The organism is Kribbella sp. NPDC006257 (assembly GCF_040613535.1).
Lineage (GTDB): Bacteria > Actinomycetota > Actinomycetes > Propionibacteriales > Kribbellaceae > Kribbella.
In genome coordinates, this window is sequence record NZ_JBEXSJ010000048.1 from 25,676 (window position 1) to 46,394 (window position 20,719).

The following is a 20,719-nucleotide window of genomic DNA, read 5'->3' on the forward strand; positions in this document are numbered from 1 at the left end:
TCGCCGACGCAGGGGATCTGACGAGGGCCCACCGGCTCGGTTACGCCCGGCCGTGCGCCTGACGGCTGCGGCGGCTGAGGGAGTCGATCGTGACGGCGACCAGGAGGACGCCGGCGGTGACCATGTAGCGAACGCTGGAGTCCAGGCTGAGCAGCGCCAGGCCGTTGGCGATCGACATGATCACCAGCGCCCCGAGCAGCGCGGAGTACGCGGAACCGCGGCCGCCGAAGAGGCTGGTGCCACCGATGACGGCGGCGGCGATCGCGTTCAGGTTGGTATCCCCGCCACCGGTGCTCTGGTTCACCGCGATCAGCCGGGCGGTGGCCAGGATGCCACCGACGGCCGCGAAGGTGGAGCAGGCGGCGAACACCGACAGGTAGATGAACCGGACGTTGATACCGGCCCGCCGGGCGGCCTCGACGTTGCCGCCGACCGCCATCACCGAGCGGCCCCAGCGGGTCTTGCGGATCATGAAGTCGGTGGCCACCACCAGCGCGACGAAGAGCAGGAACATCGACGAGACGCCGCGGTCGCCGTTCAGGACGATCACCGGGATCAGCAGCACCAGCGCGAGCGCGCCGGCCTTGATCGCGATCATCGCGGTGGGCGCCGCGGACAGCCCGGCCGCCGCGCGGGCGCCTCGGCTGCGCAGCCGGCTCAGGGCGTACGCCGCGACGACCACCACGACCAGCCCGTACGCGAGCGCGGGCGAGAGGAAGCTCTGGGTGGCGAACTTGACGATCGCCGAGTCGAACGGGATGTTCAGCGTGCCTTCCTTGCCCAGCACCAGCAGCTGCAGACCGAGGAAGCCGAGCAGACCGGCCAGTGTGATGACGAAGCTCGGTACGCCGAAGCGCGTGTACAGGGCTCCGTAGAACAAGCCGATCACCAGTCCGATCACCGCGGCGACGACCAGGGACAGCACCAGCGGCCAGCCCTTGTTGACGAATGTCACGCCGAGTACCGCGGCGGCCAGGCCGCTGACCGAGCCGATCGACAGGTCGATCTCGCCCAGCAGCAGGACCAGAACGATGCCGAGGGCAAGGACTCCGACCGAGGTGGTCTGCAGGGTCAGGTTGACCAGGTTGCGGCTGGTCAGGAAGGAGCTGTTGGCGATCTGGAAGACCACCCAGATGATGATCAGGCCGGCTACCACCGGGACCGAGCCCAGGTCGCCCGAGCGCAGCCGGGAGGTGAAGGCGGAGATCGCGCCGCTGATGCCGTTGCTCGCGATCAGCCGCTCGTCCTGCAGGTCGGCGGGTAGTGCCGCCGCTTCGTACGTCTCCGGCACGGTGTCCTGCACGGGAGCCTTCGATCCGTCGACCGGGGTGCTCATGATGCGGAACCTTCCTGCTGGGTCCGGCGCGCCGCGCGCTCGGAGACTGCGTTGTCCGTGGCGCCGGTGATCGCGGCGATGATGTCCTGCGACTTGGTCTCGCTGACCGTGAAGACGCCGTTGTTGCGGCCGAGCCGGAGTACGGCGACGCGATCGGCGACCGCCATCACGTCGGCCATGTTGTGGCTGATCAGGATCACCGCGAGACCACGCTCGCGCAGCCGCTCGACCAGGTTGAGGACCTCGGCGGTCTGCGCGACGCCGAGCGCCGCGGTCGGCTCGTCGAGCATCACGACCTTGGGGTTGCCGAGCAGGCTGCGGGCGATCGCGACCGTCTGGCGCTGCCCACCGGACAGGCTGGCCACCGGGATCCGGACGCTCGGGATCTTGGCGGACAGCTGGCGGAGCAGCTCCCAGGAGGAGCGTTCCATCTCCACCTCGTCGAGCACGCTGCCCTTGCGCAGCTCGCGGCCGAGGTACAGGTTCGCGACCACGTCGAGGTTGTCGCACAGGGCCAGGTCCTGGAAGACGGTGGCGATGCCGAGCTGCTGGGCCTCGGCCGGGCTGCCAACTCTCACCGCCACTCCGTCGAACACCATCGTGCCGTCGTCCGCGGTGTAGACGCCGGCGATGGTCTTCACCAGCGTCGACTTGCCGGCGCCGTTGTCGCCGACCAGGGCGAGCACCTCGCCGGCCCGGACATCGAGCTCGATGTTCTTCAGCGCCTGAACGGCACCGAAACGCTTCGAGACACCCCGCAGTGACAGCACCGTGCCGGTGCCCACTGTTGCTGGGGTGGGAGTGACAGTCATTGATCAGCCTCCTGGGCTTACGAACACACAGTTCCGGTGTGTGCCCCCGGGACCAGGGCACACACCGGAACGGGGATTACTTCAGGCCGGCCGCGGTGCAGGCGGCCTGGAACGACGCGGTGCAGATGTCGGTGACCTTGTAGATCCCGTCCTTCACCACAGTGTCGTTGATGTTGGCCTTGGTGACGGCGATCGGGTCGAGAATCGTCGCCGGGACACCCTTGAAGTCGCTGGTCGTGTCGGCCTTGCCGCCACCGGCGAGCGCGACCGCGGCCTTCGCGGCGGCCTCCGCCTGCGGCTTGACGGCCTTGTAGATGGTCATCGCCTGGTCGCCGGAGACGATCCGCTGGATCGCGGCGAGCTCGGAGTCCTGGCCGGTGACCGGCGGCAGCGGCTTCACGCCGCCACCCTTGAGAGCTGCGATGGCGCCACCGGCGGTGCCGTCGTTGGCGGCGTACACGCCCACGAGGCCGTTCTTGATCGCGCTCAGCTGGCCTTCCATCCACGCCTGGGCCTTGTCCGGGCTCCAGTCCGGGGTGTCGAACTCGGCGGCGATCTTGTAGCCGGAGGAGTCGAGCACGCTGTGCGCGCCCTTCTTGAAGTCGGCCGCGTTCGGGTCGGTCGGCGAGCCGTTGATGACGGCCAGGTTGCCGGACGTCTTGCCGGCCGCCTTCAGGGTGTCGACCAGGGTCTGCGCCTGCAGCTTGCCGACCGTCTCGTTGTCGAACGAGACGTAGTAGTTCGCACCGTCGATGAACCGGTCGTAGGCGATCACCGGGACGTTCTGCGCCTTCGCGGCGGCGACGACCGCGGCGGCGGCCTTGCCGTCGACCGGGTCGAGCACGAGGACCTTGGCGCCCTGGGTCAGCGCGGCCTCGGCCTGGGTCTGCTGCTTGGCCGCGTCCTGGTCGGCGTTGCTGTAGATCAGCTCGCAGTCGGCGCAGTCGGCCTTCAGGGCCGCGGTGAACAGCGGCCGGTCGAGGCTCTCGTACCGGGTCGTCTTCGACTCGGGCAGCAGGAGGGCGATCTTGTTGCCCTTGCTGCCGCTGCTGCTGCCGGAATCGGACTTGTCGTCCGAGCCACAGGCGGCCAGCGAGAGGGCAACGGCGGTGACGGCGATGCCGAGGCCGAGCAGACGGGTGGGTGACACGGACATAGTGCAACTCCTTGACGTGAGGGCCGAAGTAGGCCTGAGCAGAGTCAAGGGCAGAACCGGCCTTGACGTCAAGGCTTGAATTCAAGAAGTAGACATATCGTTGTTACACGGTTGTCTCCGACGACCTGGCCGCCCGGGCGTGGCTGAGCACGGATGCCAACTCAATGGCACCGAGCACATCCGCTTCGTCACCGAGTTCAGCCGGCCGTAACTCAACCGTTGCGGCGGCACTCGGGATCGCGCACCGGTCCAGGGCCTCCCGGAGCGGGACCAGGATCAGGTCACCGGCTTCGGCCATCTTGCCGCCGACCACGATCACCTCCGGGTTGAACAGGTTCACCAGCCCGGCCACCGCGACGCCGACCCGGCGGCCGGCGTCCTCGATCACCCGGCGGCAGCCCAGATCGCCGGCCAGCGCCCGGGTGATCACGTCGCGCAGCCGGAGCGGACCGTGCGAGGCGGCCAGGCTGCTGAGCAGGGCCCGCGAGCCGACGAAGGTGTCCAGGCAGCCACGGTTACCGCACCGGCAGATCGGGCCGTTCTCGTCGATGGTGAGGTGCCCGATCTCGCCCGCCGTACCGGCCGAGCCACGGAACACCTCGCCGCCGAGCACGATCCCCGCGCCCACGCTGTACGAGAACTTCAGATAACAGCCATGCCGTACGCCGCGCAGCGCGCCGGCCCGCAGTTCGCCCAGCGCGGCCAGGTTCGCGGTGTTGTCGAGGGCGACGGGGGCGCGCAGGTGACCCGCCATCGCGGCGGCGACGTTGACCCCGCGCCAGCCCGGCAGGACGGAGTCGGAACCGGCTTCGCCGCTGACCGAGTCGACCGGCGTGGGCAGGCCGAAGCCGATCGCGCTGATGTCCTCGACGCCGGAGCCGACGGTCTCGGCGAGGTCGGCGAGGAGCCGGGCGGCGCGTTCCATCCCGTCGTCGGCGACGTGATCGGCCTGCAGCGGCATCAGTTGCTGGGCGAGGATCTCGCGGCTCTCGGAGGCGATCGCGACCCGGACGTCCCGCTCGCCGAACGCGACTCCGGCCAGCAGTCCGCCGCCGGAAGCCAGCGACACCAGTACTGCGCGGCGCCCGTTCCGGATGCTGCGGGACAGGCCGACCAGGCCGGCCTGGTCGAGCTCCTTGACCATGTTGGACACGGTCGCGGCGGAGAGCCCGGAGGCGGCGGCGATCTCGACCTGCGTCAGCGGACCGTGCTGCCGGACAACCCCCAGAACGCGCTCGCGGTTGGCTTCGCGGAGCGAAGCCTGCGAGCCAGGCGCAGGACGGGTTGCGTTCATTACATAAAGATAACGGATCGCGGCGCTTTCGCGGCCTCTCGATGGGTACCCACCCGGAAAGTGATCGCCATGTGTCCTCGTCGTTACGCGTAGTCCTGCCCGCCACAATCCCCGGCAGGACAGTAATGCACTCCCCGGCCGACCTCGGGCAGCGCACCCCGAAACCCCTCCACCCACTTCGCTCAGTACCGAGCCGCTACCTCACAGTGCCGCTGACACCTCTTTCCCCCACTACCGCCAAATAATCCCGTCACTGACCGAAAGAACAGCGTTCGACCAACGGGCCGGGGCGTTGAGGTCTAGCAGGCGGGGTCATGGATCAGGTGGTGTGGCGGGTGGCGGGGATGGATGGGTAGCGCGGGAGGGGACTGGATTCAGGTGGTGAGGGCGAGGGTTAGGAGGGCTGCGGGGAGGGCTAGTTCTACGGTGGCGCCGAGGGTGTCGCCGGTGATGCCGCCGAAGGTTCGGCGGGCTTTGCGGGTCATCAGGAGGGCGACGGTGATCGCCAGGATGACAGCTAGGGCGGCGGCGAGGAGGTGGGCGGCGTGCGCGCCCAGCGCTTCGGGGATCGGGGCGCCGGCGTACGGCGTGGTGCTGGTGGCGACGGCCGCAGGGCTACTGGTGGCGGTCGAGGGGGTGCTGGGTGAGAGGGCTAGGGCTGTGGTGGCTGCGAGGGTGAGGAGGGTGGTGAGGGTGAGGGCGAGGGGGGAGACGGTCGAGGCGACCATGGCGCCGAGGCCGTCGGGTCTGGCTGAGGGGATCGTCGTACGGCAGGACCATGGCAGGGTGAGGCGGCTGGCGACGGTGGCGATGAGGATCGACTGCCAGCCGAAGCCGGCCTGGATGCAGGCGGTCAGGGCGGCGACGTCGATCAGGAGTACCGCGACGATCGAGACGACGCCGAACGGGCCGATGTCGCTCTGCTTCATGATCCGCAACATCGTCTCGCGATCCCGCCGGCTCCCCAGCCCGTCCGCGGTATCGGCCAACCCATCCAGGTGCAACGCCCCGGACAACACCGCAAGCACCACAACCCCCAGTACTGCGGCCAGCAGCGCCGCACCCGGCTGCAACGCCTGAACCCCAGCCACCACCCCAGCCGCAACCCCACCCAGCACCACCCCGATCGCAGGCCCAAGAACCATCGCCCGCCCAGCCACACCCCGATCCACCACCCGAGGCACCCCCACCGGCAAAACCGACAAGGTCCCCAGAGCCAGCTTCACCCCGTCCCCCCACCCACCGCGTGTCTCACCCTCCGAGCGCGCTGCAGCCACAGCGTGTTCTGGGGGCGCCGTACCCGCAGCATCGTCCGGCGCACTCTCCAGCCGCGCCGTAGCCTCTGCATCCGAGCGCTCTGCGCGCTGCCGGCTGCCGGGGTTGGGCCGTGCGCCCTGCCCGGCGCCTGTGCCCGTAGGGCGGGCTGTGCTGTGCTGGCCGTGAGGTTTGGGCGATGCGCCCGCCCCGCCGTCCGCGTTGGGAATTGAGCTGTCCTCGCTGGTCATAGGGTGATGGTGCGGCCGGCTACGCACCAGAGGACTGTGGTGGAGTGGCGGGAGATGGTTGCGTTCAGGCGGCCCATCAGGTCTCGGTAGAGGCGGGTTCCGGCGTCGGCTGGGACTACGCCGGAGCCGATCTCGTTGCTTACGGCAACTACTGTGCGGGGGGTATGCGACCAGGCGGCGGCGAGTTGGTCGATGCGGGCTTCTACCTCGGTCACGCGGGTGTGGTCTGCCCAGACCTCGGACTCGTCCATTACGCGCGCTAGCCAGAGTGTGAGGCAGTCGATCAGCAAGGGCGGGCCGGGTGACTCGAGCAACGGGACCAGGTCGATGGTCTCCTCGAGGGCCCAGGTCGGCGGGCGCTGGGCTCGGTGTTTGGCGATTCGGTCGGCCCACTCCGGGTCGTCGGCGGAGGAGTAGCCCGTCGCGACGTACACGGTGTCCGGCGAGGTCATGAGTTGTTCGGCCGTGCTGGACTTGCCCGATCGCGCGCCGCCCAGCACCAGGGTCCGGTGACCCGGCGCAGCTGGTGCGGTCCACGAGAGTTGGTCGCCGTCCGGCGTACGGATGTCGTAGCGGAGACCGCGGGAAGTACGGGTTGTTGACACCTCGTAGCCGTCTACCGCGACGACCCCATCAGCGCCCAGACGCAGTACGCCGTCGACAACCGCTCCGTCCGGACCAGTGACCAGCTCAGCCATTGCTGCGGCTCCCGTCTTCGAACACAACCGGTACGTCGAACGCGGCCTTGCGTGCGGTCCGGCGGAAGGCGTTGAGGATCGGCCGGCCAAGCACCAGGACCAGTACTGCGCACAGGATGCCTCTAGGAATGTCCCAGCCCAGCGACGTGGCCACAACGAACAAGAAGTACCTATGCAGGTTCTCCGCCAGGGAGTCGCCGGGGATGAAGGAGAAGTCGCTGCCGAATGTCGCGTACGGCCAGAACCACAGGTTCATCACCACGCCGTAGAGCACTCCGGCCACCATCGAGTAAGCAGCCAGCAGCAACAGTTCCAGCCGGCCACCTAGGCGGGGCAGTAGCCCAGCCAGGCAGCCCACCCACGCACACGCGAACATCTGAAAAGGCATCCACGGCCCGACGCCACCACTGATCATCGCGCCGGCCAGCAGCGACACAGCGCCCAGCACGAACCCGAACCCTGCACCGAACGCACGCCCCGCCAGGATCAACAGGAAGAACCCAGGCTCGAGCCCCGCAGTACCAGGGCCAAGTGCACGCAGCGCGGCCCCGACAGCAGCGAGCATGCCGAGCAGCGAGATCACCTTCGCGTCGATCCCCGACTCGGCCAGCTCGGCCAGTACGACGGCAACCAGAAGCGGCAGGAGAAGCACGAACAGCCAGGGAGCGTCAGTGGTGTGCCCAAGGGCCGAGGCGCCGCCCTGTGAGCTCTGCCAGAGCAGCGGCCAGCCGAACGCCAGTAGGCCGATCAACGACGCCAGCAAGAGAGTCGCAGTACTGCGTGGCTTGAGCCGGACAAGTCTCATGACGCCCGGTCCAGAGCAGTAGCGACCTCGCCGACAGTGAGGAACGGCAGTGGAGCAAGGATCTTCGCTACTTGCGGCGCAAAGGCAGGTGAGCCAGCGATGACAGCCGCCGTCTCACCGTCGCTGACCAGCTCCCCGTCGGCAAGTACCAGGACCCGGCTGGCGACCTCGGCAACCATTTCGACGTCATGCGTGGACAAGACGACCGCGTGGCCGGCCTCGGCGAGCTCCCGGAGGATCGCAACAAGGCGGTGCTTGGCTCCGTAGTCCAGACCGCGGGTCGGTTCGTCCAGCAAGAGCAGTGGGGGAGCACCGCAGAGTACGACCGCCAGGGCGAGGCAGAGGCGCTGCCCTTCCGAGAGGTCTCGTGGGTGGAGCTGGTCGTCGATGTCCGGAGCCAGGCGATCCAGGAGTGCTCGACAGCTACCCAAGGGCACATGGAAGTCCGAGTCGGCTCCAGAGCACTCGTCAGCCACAGTGGCGGCGTACAGGAGGTCTGCTGGCTCCTGCGGTACCAGTCCGACTGCTTTGACGAGCTGCTTGGGTCTCGTACGCCGGGGGTCGGCGCCGGCCGCCAGCGCAGTGCCGGAGCGTGGCGTGATGAGTCCGACCAACGCATTGAGCAGCGTGGATTTGCCGGCGCCGTTGCGACCCATCAGGGCAACTATCTCGCCCGCGTTGATGGTCAGCGAGACCCCTCGCAGAGCAGTGACGTTGCCATAGGCCACAACCAGGTCGTTGCACTTGGCAAGCTCACGGCCGGGGGCAGGGACTGGTCGCAGTGGAGCGTGGTCGGCCAGCTGACTCCTGAGCGCCACGGCAGCACGCCTGGCGTCGCGGACCGACAGCGGCAATGGTGACCAGCCGGCAAGTCGGCCCAGCTCGACCACGGGAGGCGCGACCGGCGCTGTCACCATCAGGTCCACTGGTAGTCCAGTAGACACAGCACTGGTGCCGCCTGGCACTTCAATCACCCTGTCGGCGTACTGGATGACCCGCTCAAGCCTGTGCTCGGCCATCACCACAGTGACACCCAGATCGTGCACCAGCCGCTGTAGCGCGGCCAGTACCTCTTCAGCGGCTTGCGGATCCAGTGCCGACGTCGGCTCGTCCAGAACCAGTACTGCGGGGTGCGAGGTGAGCGCTGCGCCGATCGCAGTCCGCTGCCGCTGACCACCGGACAACGAGGTCAGCGGCCGATCCCGGACGTCGGCCAGCCCGAGCAGGTCGAGCGTCTCCTCGACCCGTCGGCGCATCACGTCCGGGGCGATGCCGAGGGACTCCATGCTGTAGGCGAGCTCGTCCTCGACCGTGTCGGTGACGAACCCCGACATCGGGTCCTGGCCGACGATGCCGACCACATCGGCCAGGTCGCGCGGCCGGTAGTCGCGGGTGTCCCGGCCGTTCACCAGCACCCGGCCGGCCAGGGTGCCACCGGTGAAGTGCGGCACCAGCCCGTTGATGGTCCGCAGCAGCGTGGACTTGCCGGAACCGGTCCGGCCGATCACCAGCGCCAGTTCGCCTTCCGGTACGACGAAGTTGACGTCCCGCAGCGCCGGCTCCTTCGCGCCGGCGTACGTCACCGTGACCCGGTCGAACTCGATCATGCGGGCACCAGCTCAGCTCGTCGGGTCAGAGGCGGGGCCACGATCGCGGGGGCGAGGCCGACCAGCAGGCCGATCACAGGTCCGACCGGCACCGGCGGAACCACTAGGGGACCGGCCAGCACCAGGCCGTGCGTACCACGGGCTGCCGCGATGATCATGGTCACGGCAGCAACCGCACCGGCCGCGGTCACCAGCCACTCGGGCAGCGCCCACGGGTCCGGGCGGTAGCGAGTTCGGGTCACTCGTTGCCGGCCGATAGCCATGGCGCCGACTGCAAGCAGCAGACCGATCACCAACGCTCCAGCAGCTACCGGGAACGCCATTGCGTCGGTGAGCAGCGAGTAGACGCCCAGTGCGATGCCCAGCAAGCCCAGCAACACTGAGCCTCCGGTGATCCTGCGCTGGCGACGAGGGACGTGCGCTGTGCGCCCGTAGCCGCGGGAGTCCATTGCTGCGGCCAGCTCGACCGACCGGTCCAGAGCGCCTTCGAGTACTGGCATCGCCGTAGTACGGAAAGAGCCTCTGGTGCGGCCGCGGAGTCTGCGGGCGCCCCGGATGCGGCGTGCGTCAACCACTAGCTGCGGAGCGAATGTCAATGCGACCACGCAGGCGACACCCATCTCGTAGAGGGCCCCAGGCAACGACTTGAGCAACCTGCGCGGGCTGGCCAGGGCATTCGCTGCGCCGATGCAGCAGAGCATCACGGCGAGCTGGCCCCCGTCGTACAGGGCTGTGAGCAGCGCCTCTGCGGTCACCTCGCCGCCGAGCTTCACGCCGTTGGCCCAGTCCGGCAGGGGGATCTGCGGCAGCGTGAAGAGCAAGGTGTTGCCCTGCGAACGCGTCGACAGGAGTGCCTGCAGGACCACACGGAGGCCGATCACCACCAGGCCGAGCTTGAGGAACGCGACGTAGCTGTTCGCCCAGGGCGCGTCACTGCGACGGGCGGCGACTACGAAGCCGGCTACGGCGAGGATCAGGACCAGCAGCACCGGGTTGCGAGTCCTGCTGGCAGCCACTGCCAGGCCCAGTGCCCACAACCACCAAGCCCCCGGGTGCAGAGCCCGGGGGAGTGTGAGGTGGTGGACAGCGCGCACCTACTGGCCCGCGTGCTGACTGCGGCGACGACGGCTCAGGAAGAGGCCACCACCGGCAAGCAGGAGCACCAGCGCTGCCAAGCCGACGATCCCGCCCCAGGGCGCACTGCTGTCGTCGTCCTGCTTGGCCGGCGCGGGCGTGTTGGCCTGCGGGGTCGCGGTGGGGATGGCGGTCGAGCCGACGGCCGGCTGGATCTGCAGCGTCACCGGAGCGTCGGTGGCGGGCACGTTGATCTTGCTCACCGGCTGGCCGCAGGTCGTCTCCGGGTAGCCCTCGATACCGCAGGTCAGGCCCTTCTCGATCCGGACCGGCCCTACCGCGGCGAGGACCTTCGCGCCGGTCGCCGCGGGGTCGGTGACCACGCAGGTGCCGGTCGGAGCAGGTGGGGTCTGGCCGGTCGCCGAGTCGGCCTGGGTGCCCGGGTCGATCACCAGAGCGACACGCTTCTTCCCGGACTCAGCCGGCGTCGTACCGCAGATGGCGTTGAAGTCACCCGCTGCACGGGGCACACGAGGCTTGGCGCCGCCGACTGCGTACCGCCAGCCCTCGACAGAGCCGTCCTTCGGTACTACGCCGTCAGAACCCTTCTGTGCGAAGGCCCACTGGCTGCCGCTCCACTGGTAGTAACCCCAGAAGCGGTAGCCGTCCTCTGCCTGTGCGGCGGTGGTGGTGACGGTCCCCGCCAGCAGGAGACCCGCCAGCAGGCTGAGGACCAGTCGTACGGTCCGGTGTGCAGTCATTTCGTGTCCTCGCTCAGGCCGGGACTCCGGTGGAGGACTTCGCGCCGCTGCCGGTTCGAAGGTCGGGCTACTCGGCCCGGCTCCACCCGCGAGCCTCGGCGGGTTGGTGAGCCTGTCGCCTGTGCCACAGTGTTCCGGCTCGCCACGGCGTGCTGTCACGCCATGGCCTACGGTTGCGGGTCAGCGCCGGCTTCGGACCGGCTTCCCTACGGCACAGGAGTTTGGTTCGAGCGCAGCTTACCTAGTGCCCCGTACTGCGAACGCGCGGCGGCAGGCAGATCGCAGTACGGGCTGGTTGTTGTTCTACTCCTGGGCGGCGAGGCTCATCGGGCCGTAGACCTCGCGGCCGTCCTCGAGCAGGTAGACCTGACCGACGCCCTTGTCGACGAGCTCACGCCAGATCTCACCCAGCCAGCTCTCCGCGTCGCCCTGGGCGGAGAAGTCGCCGGTCACCTCGCCCGGATCGGCCGGTGCGCCGTCGGCGGTCTCGAACCGCCACGTCCAGCTCATCGGCCCGGCCTGGTCTGCGGGGCGTTCTGCACGGTCTTCGCCGGATCACGCTCGACCACACTGCCGAGGATCTCGTCGATCTGCTTCAACTGCTCCTCCTCGAGCTTGACGCCGGCCGCCTTGACGTTCTCGGTGACCTGCTCCGGGCGGGACGCGCCGGTGATGGCCGACGACACGTTCGGGTTCTGCAGCACCCACGCGACGGCCAGCTGGGCCAGTGACAGGCCCACCTCGTCGGCGACCGGCTTCAGCTGCTGCACGCGGGTCAGCACGTCGTCGGTGAGGAACCGCTTGACGAAGGTCGCGCCACCCTTCTCGTCGGTGGCCCGCGACCCCTCCGGCGGCTGCTGCCCCGGCAGGTACTTCCCGGTCAGTACGCCCTGCGCGATCGGCGAGAACACCACCTGCCCGATCCCGAGCTCCTCCGATGCCGGCACCACCTCGGCCTCGATGACCCGCCAGAGCATGCTGTACTGCGGCTGGTTCGAGACCAGCGGGATGTGCAGCTCGCGGGCCAGCCGGTGCCCTTCCTGGAGCTGCTCGGCGGTCCATTCCGACGTACCGATGTAGAGCGCCTTGCCCTGCCGGACCACGTCGGCGAACGCCTCCATGGTCTCCTCGAGCGGCGTCTCCGTGTCGTAGCGGTGGGCCTGGTAGACGTCCACGTAGTCCGTCTGCAGGCGCTTGAGCGAAGCGTTGATCGACTCGTGGATGTGCTTGCGGGACAGGCCGGTGTCGTTCGGTCCACCCGGCCCGGTCGGCCAGTACACCTTGGTGAGGATCTCCAGCGACTCCCGGCGGACGCCCGCCAGCGCCTCACCGAGCACGGTCTCCGCCGCGGTGTTGGCATAGGTGTCCGCCGTGTCGAACGTGGTGATGCCGGCCTCCAGAGCCGCCTTCACACAGGCCTTCGCCTGCTCGTTCTCCACCTGCGAGCCATGTGTGAGCCAGTTCCCGTAGGAGATCTCGCTGACCTTCAACCCACTGTTGCCGAGATAACGAAAGTCCATACCTCAGACCCTACCTACACCGGCTTCTCGCCGCGGGCGACCATCGGCTTCGGCAGCCGCCAGCGGCGCATCTGCATCGTCCGGCGGACCGCGTAGAAGCCGATGCCCTTGGCGGACTCGTCCGGGAACTTGCGGGCCACCGCGCGCTTGATGCCGCTGGTGATCAGGAACCAGTCGGCGGCGATCGCGACGATCATCAGCAGGAACAGGATGTTGACCAGGCCGGGCAGCCAGGTGAAGGCCTGCGAGAAGACGACGCCGAGCAGCGAGACCACCAGCAGCACCGGCAGGGCGAACTCCATCACCGACCAGCGGGCGTCGACGTAGTCGCGGGCGAACCGGCGTACCGGGCCCTTGTCGGCGGCCGGCAGGTAGCGGTCGTCGCCGGTCTTCATCGCCTCCTGCATCTTGCCGCGCTCGATCCGGACCTTCTCCCGCCGGTACGCCGCGGCCTCCTTGCGGTTGCGCGGCTTCTTCAGCGCCTGCTTCCGGGCCGCCTCGGCCTCTTTCCGGGTCGGCGTCGGCCGGCCTTTGCCACCGACCTTGCCGGGGGCGGTGGCCGGGGTTTGGGGCGATGTCTCAGACTTGGTACGACGGAACACGGGGACTGGACCTCATTCGGGACTGGCTGGCTCAACCGGGCGGCTCGCCCGACTCGGGGTGGTCCCCGGAACTGACCACCACTTTATCGGGGCCGGTCCTGATGGTGTGGTGACCCATCGGGACATAGGGTGGTTGACACGCACGCCGGGTCCACTCTCCGGCACAGAAGGGGTACGGATATCGATGAGCATCTTCAGGCGGGTGTCGACGATCTTCAAGGCCAAGGCCAATTCGGCTTTGGACAAGGCTGAGGATCCTCGCGAAACCCTTGACTACTCGTACCAGAAGCAGCTCGAGCTGTTGCAGAAGGTGCGCCGGGGCGTAGCCGACGTCGCCACCAGCCGCAAGCGGGTCGAACTGCAGGCCTCGCAGCTGCAGTCGCAGTCGCAGAAGCTGCAGGACCAGGCCCAGAAGGCGCTCTCGATGGGCCGTGAGGACCTGGCCCGCGAGGCCCTGACCCGCAAGTCCGGGCTGCAGGGCCAGATCGACGACCTGACCGCCCAGCACGCCCAGTTGCAGGGTGAGGAGGAGAAGCTCACCCTCGCCTCGCAGCGGCTGCAGGCCAAGGTCGAGTCGTTCCGGACCCGCAAGGAGACGATCAAGGCGACCTACACGGCCGCCGAGGCGCAGACCCGGATCAACGAGGCCTTCTCCGGCATCTCCGAGGAGATGAGCGACGTCGGCCTGGCGGTCCAGCGAGCCGAGGACAAGACCCAGCAGATGCAGGCCCGGGCCGGTGCGATCGACGAGCTGCTCGCCTCCGGCGCGCTCGACGACGCCTCCGGGAGCAGCAAGGACAGCATCACCCTCGAGCTGGAGCGGATGTCGTCCGGCTCCGACGTGGAGAACGAGCTGGCCGCGATGAAGGCCCAGCTGAGCGGTAGCGCAGCACCGAAGGAGATCGCCCAGGACGCGCCCGGTGCGGCGCAGCCTGTGCAGCAGCCCAGTCAGCAAGCAGAGCCGGTTCGACCGCAGGACGGAGACGCACGATGATCGTCCGGATCATGGGTGAAGGTCAGTGGAAGCTGGCCGACGACAAGCTCGACCAGCTGAACGCGGTCGACACCGATCTGGAGAAGGCCGTCTCCGCGGGAGACGAGGACGGGTTCCGTACGGCGTTCGGCGCGCTGCTGGAGTTCGTCCGCAGCGGTGAGCGGGTGCCGGACAACGAGCTGCACGACTCCGACGCGATCCTGCCGCCGGGTGACAGCACGCTCGCGGAGATGCGTGAACTGATCAGCGGCGACGGCCTGATCGCGGGCTGACAACGATGTCCTGGGCGCTCCGGCCACCGGGACACACAGCGTGATGGGCCGGCCCGTGAGGGCCGGCCTTTCAGTTGTTAACAGGACCGGGGAGTTGCTGCTGTCGGAAGGCCGTGACACGTAGTACCCTCAGGTGAATTGCCGCCGACGGGGTGGCGAACATGCGGCAAATCGGGCCCGGGGGAAACGGGGACCGATTCTCACCGGGGGGTGACTGCGGGTGACGGATAATGCCGTCATGGGGGAGAACATGTCGGAGGTGGGTTCCATCGAGCCGACCGCTACGGACGTGCTCGATCGGCGTCGACCGGTCTGGGTCGTCCCGGACACGGTGCCGGCCATCGTGCCGCGCTCGGCGTGGGTGACGGAGCCTCCTTGGGTTGCCGTCTATCGCTGGGCCGCGATCGGTGGCGATCTGCTCGCCGCGGTGATCGGCGCCTCGGTCGCGTTGCTGACCAGGTTCGGTTACACCGTCGGTGCGGGTTATCTGATCTTCGGAAGTCTGTTGCCGTTGGCATGGGTTGCCGCGGTCGCCCTGTCCCGGGGGTACGAGTCGCGTTCCTTCGGCGCGGGCGCGGACGAGTTCCGTTCCATCCTCCGGTCGGGCGTCGGACTCACCGCGGTCGTCGCGATCGCGTCGTACGCGACCAAGAGCGAGATCGCCCGTGGCTTCGTCGTACTGGCGATCCCGGCGACGGTGTTGCTCGCCCTGCTGCTGCGGTACTTCCTGCGCCGCGACCTGAGCCGGCACCGTTACCGCGGTCGCTGCATGCGCCGGGTGCTGGTGGTCGGCCGCAACGGTGAGGCCGCCGAGCTGAGCCAGCGGCTGGAGAAGCGTCCGGCCGACGGGTTCCGGGTGGTGGCGGTCTGCCGTCCGCGCGGCGACTCCCGTCCGGGCGCGACGCCGGCCGACGCGCTCGACGAGGCCGACATCATGGCCGCGGTCAACCGGCACTCGGTCGACGTGGTCGCGATCGCCTCCGACCCTGATCTCGCCGGGCAGTCGCTGCGGCGGCTGTCCTGGGCCCTGGAGCAGCACGGTGTCGAGCTGATCGTCTCGCCGGGCATCATCGAGGTCGCCGGGCCGCGGATCTCGGTCCGCCCGGTCGCCGGGCTGTCGCTGCTGCACCTGGAGCGGCCGTCGGCGAGTGCGGGTCCGCACCTGCTGAAGAGCATCTTCGACCGGGTGGCGGCGCTGTTCCTGCTGACGATCGCCCTGCCGCTGCTGGCCGGGATCGCGCTGTCGGTCAAGCTGAGCAGCCGCGGACCGGTGTTGTTCAAGCAGCCTCGGGTCGGTCGCGGCAACGAGATGTTCACGATGCTGAAGTTCCGCACGATGGTCGCCGGTGCCGAGAAGCAGCAGGCCGCTCTGGAGCCGGACAGCGACGGCAACGCGGTCCTCTTCAAGCTCAGGGTCGACCCCCGGGTCACCAAGGTCGGCGCGTACCTGAGGCGCTACTCCCTGGACGAGCTGCCGCAGCTGATCAACGTGCTGCGCGGCGAGATGTCCCTGGTCGGCCCGCGGCCTCCGCTGGAGCAGGAGGTGGCGATGTACGCCGCCGACGACACCCGGCGGATGTTGGTCAAGCCTGGGCTGACCGGACTCTGGCAGGTGAGTGGACGCAGTGACCTGTCCTGGGACGACTCGGTGCTGCTCGACCTGCGGTATGTGGACAACTGGTCGATGACGCTGGATCTGCTGATCCTGTGGAAGACCGTGCGGGCTGTAGTGAAGGGCTCCGGCGCCTACTAGGGCGCCTGGAGCAGGGGGGAAGGTCCGCGGCGAGGTCTGCGCGGGCGCTGGGGACATGACGAAGGGGGACCGAATGGCGACCAGGGAAGACGGCGAACTCGCCGTAGAACTAGCCGCCGCCGCGGGAAAGCTGCTGCTCGAGCTGCGCGTCACAGCGCTGTCGGGACGGGAGCTGGGCGCCCGCGGTGATGAACTGGCGAACGACCTGCTGATCGGCGGACTGACCGAGCGGCGGCCGGACGACGCAGTACTGAGTGAGGAGTCGGCGGACACCACCGAGCGGCTCTCGGCCGACCGGGTCTGGATCATCGACCCACTGGACGGCACCCGGGAGTACGGCGAAGGCGACCGATCCGACTGGGCCGTCCACGTCGCGCTCTGGGAGCGTGGTGAGCTCGCGGCCGGTGCCGTCGCACTACCGGCCCACCAGATCGTGCACGACACCGTCGATCCACGCCTGCTGCCACCGCGTCCGGACGGTCCGCTGCGGATCGCCGTCAGCCGGAGCCGCCCGCCGGCCCTGGTCGAGTACCTGGCGACCGAGCTCGGTGCCGAGCTGGTCCCGATGGGTTCAGCCGGAGTCAAGGCCACCGCCGTACTCCGTGGCGAGGTGGACGCCTATGTCCACGCCGGCGGCCAATACGAGTGGGACTCAGCTGCGCCGGTCGCGGTCGCTCAGGCGGCCGGACTGTTCTGCAGCCGGATCGACGGATCACCCCTGCTCTACAACCAGCCCAGCCCGAAGCTGCCTGAGCTGGTTGTGTGTCGGCCAGAGATTTCTGCCAAGCTGCTGGCTGCCATTGCCAGCCAGCAACCAGAAGCGGAAGTGAGAGCCTCGTGAGCCGGAACTACCAGTTGACCCAACTGGAGACCCTGGAGTCCGAAGCGATCTACATCTTCCGTGAGGTCGCCGCCGAGTTCGAGCGCCCGGTGCTGCTGTTCTCCGGCGGCAAGGACTCGATCGTGATGCTCCGGCTCGCCCAGAAGGCGTTCCACCCGGCCCGCATCCCGTTCTCGGTGATGCACGTCGACACCGGGCACAACTTCCCCGAAGTACTGGAGTTCCGCGACCGCCGGGTCGCCGAGGTCGGCGTACAGCTCGTCGTGGCCAGCGTCCAGGAAGCACTGGATCGCGGCTTCGTGCAGGCCCCGCCGGACGGCACCCGGAACCGGATCCAGACACCGGTACTGCTCGAGGCGCTGGAGAAGCACCAGTTCACTGCGGTCTTCGGCGGCGCCCGCCGCGACGAGGACAAGGCCCGGGCCAAGGAGCGGGTCTACTCGTTCCGCGACGAGTTCGGCCAGTGGGACCCGAAGAATCAGCGGCCCGAGCTGTGGAACCTCTACAACGGCCGGATCCACCTGGGCGAGAGCATCCGGGTCTTCCCGCTGTCGAACTGGACCGAGCTGGACATCTGGCAGTACATCGAGCAGGAGCAGCTCGAGCTGCCGTCGATCTACTACGCGCACGAGCGGACAGTCTTCGACCGCAACGGGATGCTCTACGCGGCGAACGAGTTCTGCCGGCCGAAGGACGGCGAGCAGACCTTCACCGCGATGGTCCGCTACCGCACGGTCGGCGACGCGTCGCTGACGGCCGCGGTGAAGTCGGACGCGGACACCGTCGCCAAGGTCATCGACGAGGTCGCCAGCACCCGGATCACCGAGCGCGGCGCCACTCGTGGCGACGACAAGTTCAGCGAGGCCGCGATGGAAGACCGCAAGCGGGAAGGGTACTTCTGATCGTGGACATCCTCAGACTGGCCACGGCCGGATCCGTCGACGACGGCAAGAGCACGCTGATCGGGCGGCTGCTCTACGACACCAAGTCGGTCTTCACCGACCAGATCGAGTCGGTCGAGCGCGCCAGCCGCGACCGCGGTGACGACTACGTGAACCTGGCGCTGCTGACCGACGGCCTGCGGGCCGAACGCGAGCAGGGCATCACGATCGACGTCGCCTACCGGTACTTCGCCACCCCGCGGCGCAAGTTCATCGTCGCCGACACGCCCGGCCACATCCAGTACACCCGCAACATGGTGACCGGTGCGTCCACCGCCGACCTCGCGCTGATCCTGGTCGACGCCCGGAAGGGCCTGCTGGAGCAAAGTCGCCGGCACGCCTTCCTGGCAACGCTTCTGCACGTCCCGCACCTGGTGCTGTGCGTGAACAAGATGGACCTGGTCGACTACTCCGAGGACGTCTTCGAGGAGATCCGCGCCGAGTTCACCCAGTTCGCCGCCAAGCTCGACGTCGGCGACCTGACCATCATCCCGGTCTCCGCACTGGCCGGCGACAACATCGTCACCCGCTCGACGAACATGAGCTGGTACGAAGGGCCGAGCCTCCTGCACCACTTGGAGAACGTGCACGTCGCCAGCGACCGGAACCTGATCGACGTCCGCTTCCCGGTGCAGTACGTGATCCGCCCGCAGTCCGACCTGCACCGCGACTACCGCGGGTACGCCGGCCAGGTGGCGGGCGGCATCCTCAAGCCCGGCGACGAAGTGATGGTGCTGCCGTCCGGTTTCACCAGCACGATCCGCTCGATCGAGACCGCCGACGGCGAGATCGACGAGGCGTTCCCGTCGATGTCGGTGACGATCCGGCTGACCGACGAGATCGACGTCTCCCGGGGTGACATGATCTGCCGGGTGAACAACGCACCGGCCGTCACCCAGGACATCGACGCGATGATCTGCTGGATGGACGACGCCCCGCTGCGGCCCGGCCAGAAGCTCGCGATCAAGCACACCACCCGGTCGGCGCGCGCGATGGTGAAGGATCTGCAGTACCGGCTGGACATCAACTCGCTGCACCGCGACATGGCGGCCGACCACCTGGGCCTGAACGACATCGGCCGGGTCCGGCTGCGCACGACCCAGCCGCTGCTCGTCGACGAGTACAAACGGAACCGGTCGACCGGTGGCTTCGTGCTGATCGACGAGGCGACCAACCGCACCGTCGGGGCCGGCATGGTGAACGAGGCCCGGTGAGCGCGACCGAGCCGGACAGCCAGCTCCGGGTACTGATGGTCTGTTCCAGTGGCGGGCACCTGGAACAGCTGATGACGCTGAAGCCCTGGTGGTCGCAGCGGGACACGGCGTGGGTGACTTTCCCGACCGAGGACGGCCTGTCGAAGCTGTCGGGGGAGCGGACCTACTTCGCCTACTACCCGACCACCCGCAACATCAAGAACCTGATCCGCAACACGCTGCTGGCGGTCCGGGTGATGGTCAAGGAGCGTCCGGACGTCGTCGTCACCACCGGGGCCGGCGTCGCGCTGCCGTTCTTCGTGCTGGCCCGCCTGCAAAGGGTCCCGACCGTCTACATCGAGGTCTTCGACCGGATCGACCACGCCACGCTGACCGCCAAGCTCTGCCGCCCGTTCACGACCCGGATGCTGGTCCAGTGGGAAGAACAGAAGGACCTGTACGCCGGGTCGACTGTCGTCGGGAGGCTGCTGTGAGCGATCTGGATGTCCTGGTCATCCTCGGCACCGACCACCACCATTTCGACCGCCTGGTCGGCTGGCTGGATGACTTCCTCGAGCAGCCCGGCAACGAGTCGCTGAGAGCCCTCGCGCAGGTCGGTGACACCGCCGCCCCACGCCGCGCCGAAGGCGTCACCATCGTCCCGTACGACGAATTGCAGGCCCTGATGCGCCGAGCGACCGCGGTCGTCACGCACGGCGGACCGGCCACCATGCTCGAGGTCCGCAGACAGGGCCGCAAGCCGCTGGTGGTGCCCCGTGACCCTGCGTTGGGCGAGCACGTGGACCAGCATCAGCAGGAGTTCTCCCGCCGGATGGGCAAGCTGGGCCTGGTCACCCTCTGCGAAGAGCGGGGGGCCTTCCTGGACACCTTGGCGGCCATTCTGAAGGACCCGGAGAGCCAGTCGGTGTCCGAGCAGGAGAACGACCGTGACAGAGCGCAAATAGCCGCGGCGGTCGCCACCACCGGCAGCATCATCGACAAGCTGGCCGCCGGTCACCGGCGCGGAAAACGCTGAATCATTCGCTTGAAATACCTGCAAAACAAGCGTTTCAGCTCTGGGTGGGCCGCTCTCGTTGAGTAAAGAGTTCGTTCAAATCACACCCCAGATTCAGATCGAATTACTGCGAAATGTGTCCGGATAGCCAGACTTCTTCTACGTTACGTAACGATTCGGCTTGTTATCCAGCTGTGATACTACGCTCCGTGTTTTCGTCACGGATCGTGCAGGTTAAGGCCGGAACCAGTGGTCTTGAGCCGGTCGTGAACTTCTGGCTAAGGTCAACGCGCCTGGCCCGGCTGGGGTTGGCCGGGTACCGCCAAGTCGTCGACCTGCAACGCCGAGTTCCGCCCTCCGGGCCGACGATCAACTACCACCCAGCAATAGAGGGCAGAAGTGGGGGACCCACAGGTTCCCGGACCGACCGGACGTGAAACATCCGGACAGGTCCTTGGGGCGAAGCCGTGAGAACGGCCGGGTAATACTTCCGATCCGAGCCCGACAGCTAACCTCACAGGCGTGCAGGAAGGACTGCCC

At 68.2% G+C, this 20,719-nt stretch carries 21 protein-coding genes and 2 riboswitches; of the genes, 8 read left to right on the top strand and 13 right to left on the bottom strand.

What is annotated here, in order from left to right:
* Positions 1 to 40: 40 nt before the first annotated feature.
* From ABZ004_RS36715 to ABZ004_RS36775, 13 genes are all read right to left on the bottom strand, one after another.
* On the bottom strand, positions 41 to 1,336 hold the full coding sequence (locus tag ABZ004_RS36715; RefSeq protein WP_355686351.1) for a sugar ABC transporter permease: 1,296 nt from the start codon (positions 1,334 to 1,336) through the stop codon (positions 41 to 43).
* Complete coding sequence (locus ABZ004_RS36720) at positions 1,333 to 2,148, bottom strand: ATP-binding cassette domain-containing protein (protein WP_355686352.1); 816 nt, start codon at positions 2,146 to 2,148, stop codon at positions 1,333 to 1,335. Before ABZ004_RS36720 ends, ABZ004_RS36715 begins: the two co-directional genes overlap by 4 nt.
* A 76-nt stretch (positions 2,149 to 2,224) precedes the next feature.
* Entirely contained in the window at positions 2,225 to 3,304 is a 1,080-nt protein-coding gene (locus ABZ004_RS36725) for a sugar ABC transporter substrate-binding protein (protein ID WP_355686354.1), read from the bottom strand.
* A 103-nt stretch (positions 3,305 to 3,407) separates the two neighbouring features.
* On the bottom strand, positions 3,408 to 4,598 hold the full coding sequence (locus ABZ004_RS36730; RefSeq protein ID WP_355686355.1) for an ROK family transcriptional regulator: 1,191 nt from the start codon (positions 4,596 to 4,598) through the stop codon (positions 3,408 to 3,410).
* A 374-nt stretch (positions 4,599 to 4,972) separates the two neighbouring features.
* On the bottom strand, positions 4,973 to 5,875 hold the full coding sequence (locus tag ABZ004_RS36735) for an adenosylcobinamide-GDP ribazoletransferase (RefSeq protein ID WP_355686357.1): 903 nt from the start codon (positions 5,873 to 5,875) through the stop codon (positions 4,973 to 4,975).
* 224 nt (positions 5,876 to 6,099) lie between these two features.
* Positions 6,100 to 6,801, bottom strand: a complete 702-nt coding sequence (locus ABZ004_RS36740) for a bifunctional adenosylcobinamide kinase/adenosylcobinamide-phosphate guanylyltransferase (RefSeq protein ID WP_355686358.1) — start codon at positions 6,799 to 6,801, stop codon at positions 6,100 to 6,102.
* Positions 6,794 to 7,606 (bottom strand): ECF transporter S component, encoded by an 813-nt coding sequence (locus tag ABZ004_RS36745; RefSeq protein WP_355686360.1) that lies wholly within the window; start codon positions 7,604 to 7,606, stop codon positions 6,794 to 6,796. The genes ABZ004_RS36740 and ABZ004_RS36745 overlap by 8 nt, the downstream gene beginning before the upstream one ends.
* On the bottom strand, positions 7,603 to 9,213 hold the full coding sequence (locus ABZ004_RS36750) for an ATP-binding cassette domain-containing protein (protein ID WP_355686361.1): 1,611 nt from the start codon (positions 9,211 to 9,213) through the stop codon (positions 7,603 to 7,605). Before ABZ004_RS36750 ends, ABZ004_RS36745 begins: the two co-directional genes overlap by 4 nt.
* Positions 9,210 to 10,307, bottom strand: a complete 1,098-nt coding sequence (locus ABZ004_RS36755) for a CbiQ family ECF transporter T component (RefSeq protein ID WP_355686362.1) — start codon at positions 10,305 to 10,307, stop codon at positions 9,210 to 9,212. The genes ABZ004_RS36750 and ABZ004_RS36755 overlap by 4 nt, the downstream gene beginning before the upstream one ends.
* Complete coding sequence (locus tag ABZ004_RS36760; RefSeq protein ID WP_355686364.1) at positions 10,308 to 11,048, bottom strand: SCO2322 family protein; 741 nt, start codon at positions 11,046 to 11,048, stop codon at positions 10,308 to 10,310. It abuts the gene before it with no gap.
* 129 nt (positions 11,049 to 11,177) lie between these two features.
* A riboswitch (cobalamin riboswitch) is annotated at positions 11,178 to 11,254 on the bottom strand.
* Between the two features lie 97 nt (positions 11,255 to 11,351).
* Complete coding sequence (locus tag ABZ004_RS36765) at positions 11,352 to 11,558, bottom strand: hypothetical protein (RefSeq protein WP_355686365.1); 207 nt, start codon at positions 11,556 to 11,558, stop codon at positions 11,352 to 11,354.
* The gene (locus ABZ004_RS36770) at positions 11,555 to 12,568 is read right to left on the bottom strand and encodes an aldo/keto reductase family protein (RefSeq protein ID WP_355686367.1); all 1,014 of its coding nucleotides are present in this window, start codon (positions 12,566 to 12,568) and stop codon (positions 11,555 to 11,557) included. The genes ABZ004_RS36765 and ABZ004_RS36770 overlap by 4 nt, the downstream gene beginning before the upstream one ends.
* Before the next feature lie 14 nt (positions 12,569 to 12,582).
* Complete coding sequence (locus ABZ004_RS36775; protein ID WP_355686369.1) at positions 12,583 to 13,170, bottom strand: DUF3043 domain-containing protein; 588 nt, start codon at positions 13,168 to 13,170, stop codon at positions 12,583 to 12,585.
* A gap of 184 nt (positions 13,171 to 13,354) precedes the next feature.
* On the opposite strand from ABZ004_RS36775, the gene ABZ004_RS36780 reads away from it, so the two are divergent.
* The 8 genes from ABZ004_RS36780 to ABZ004_RS36815 all read left to right on the top strand — a co-directional run bounded on the left by ABZ004_RS36780 (position 13,355) and on the right by ABZ004_RS36815 (position 20,200).
* The gene (locus tag ABZ004_RS36780; protein ID WP_355686370.1) at positions 13,355 to 14,164 is read left to right on the top strand and encodes a PspA/IM30 family protein; all 810 of its coding nucleotides are present in this window, start codon (positions 13,355 to 13,357) and stop codon (positions 14,162 to 14,164) included.
* A complete protein-coding gene (locus ABZ004_RS36785; RefSeq protein WP_355686372.1) occupies positions 14,161 to 14,436 on the top strand; it encodes a hypothetical protein in 276 nt (91 codons plus the stop codon). Before ABZ004_RS36780 ends, ABZ004_RS36785 begins: the two co-directional genes overlap by 4 nt.
* Before the next feature lie 238 nt (positions 14,437 to 14,674).
* Entirely contained in the window at positions 14,675 to 16,189 is a 1,515-nt protein-coding gene (locus tag ABZ004_RS36790) for a sugar transferase (RefSeq protein ID WP_355686373.1), read from the top strand.
* Between the two features lie 73 nt (positions 16,190 to 16,262).
* On the top strand, positions 16,263 to 17,030 hold the full coding sequence (locus ABZ004_RS36795; protein ID WP_355686374.1) for a 3'(2'),5'-bisphosphate nucleotidase CysQ: 768 nt from the start codon (positions 16,263 to 16,265) through the stop codon (positions 17,028 to 17,030).
* On the top strand, positions 17,027 to 17,932 hold the full coding sequence (gene cysD, locus ABZ004_RS36800) for a sulfate adenylyltransferase subunit CysD (protein WP_355686375.1): 906 nt from the start codon (positions 17,027 to 17,029) through the stop codon (positions 17,930 to 17,932). The genes ABZ004_RS36795 and cysD overlap by 4 nt, the downstream gene beginning before the upstream one ends.
* Positions 17,932 to 19,185 (top strand): sulfate adenylyltransferase subunit CysN, encoded by a 1,254-nt coding sequence (gene cysN, locus ABZ004_RS36805; protein WP_355686399.1) that lies wholly within the window; start codon positions 17,932 to 17,934, stop codon positions 19,183 to 19,185. Before cysD ends, cysN begins: the two co-directional genes overlap by 1 nt.
* Positions 19,182 to 19,658 carry a PssD/Cps14F family polysaccharide biosynthesis glycosyltransferase gene (gene pssD, locus ABZ004_RS36810; RefSeq protein WP_355686377.1) on the top strand — a complete coding sequence of 159 codons (477 nt, stop codon included), beginning with the start codon at positions 19,182 to 19,184 and terminating at the stop codon, positions 19,656 to 19,658. The genes cysN and pssD overlap by 4 nt, the downstream gene beginning before the upstream one ends.
* Positions 19,655 to 20,200, top strand: coding sequence for a glycosyltransferase (locus ABZ004_RS36815; RefSeq protein WP_355686378.1), 546 nt, complete (start codon positions 19,655 to 19,657; stop codon positions 20,198 to 20,200). Before pssD ends, ABZ004_RS36815 begins: the two co-directional genes overlap by 4 nt.
* A gap of 312 nt (positions 20,201 to 20,512) precedes the next feature.
* A riboswitch (cyclic di-AMP (ydaO/yuaA leader) is annotated at positions 20,513 to 20,716 on the top strand.
* Positions 20,717 to 20,719: the final 3 nt, after the last annotated feature.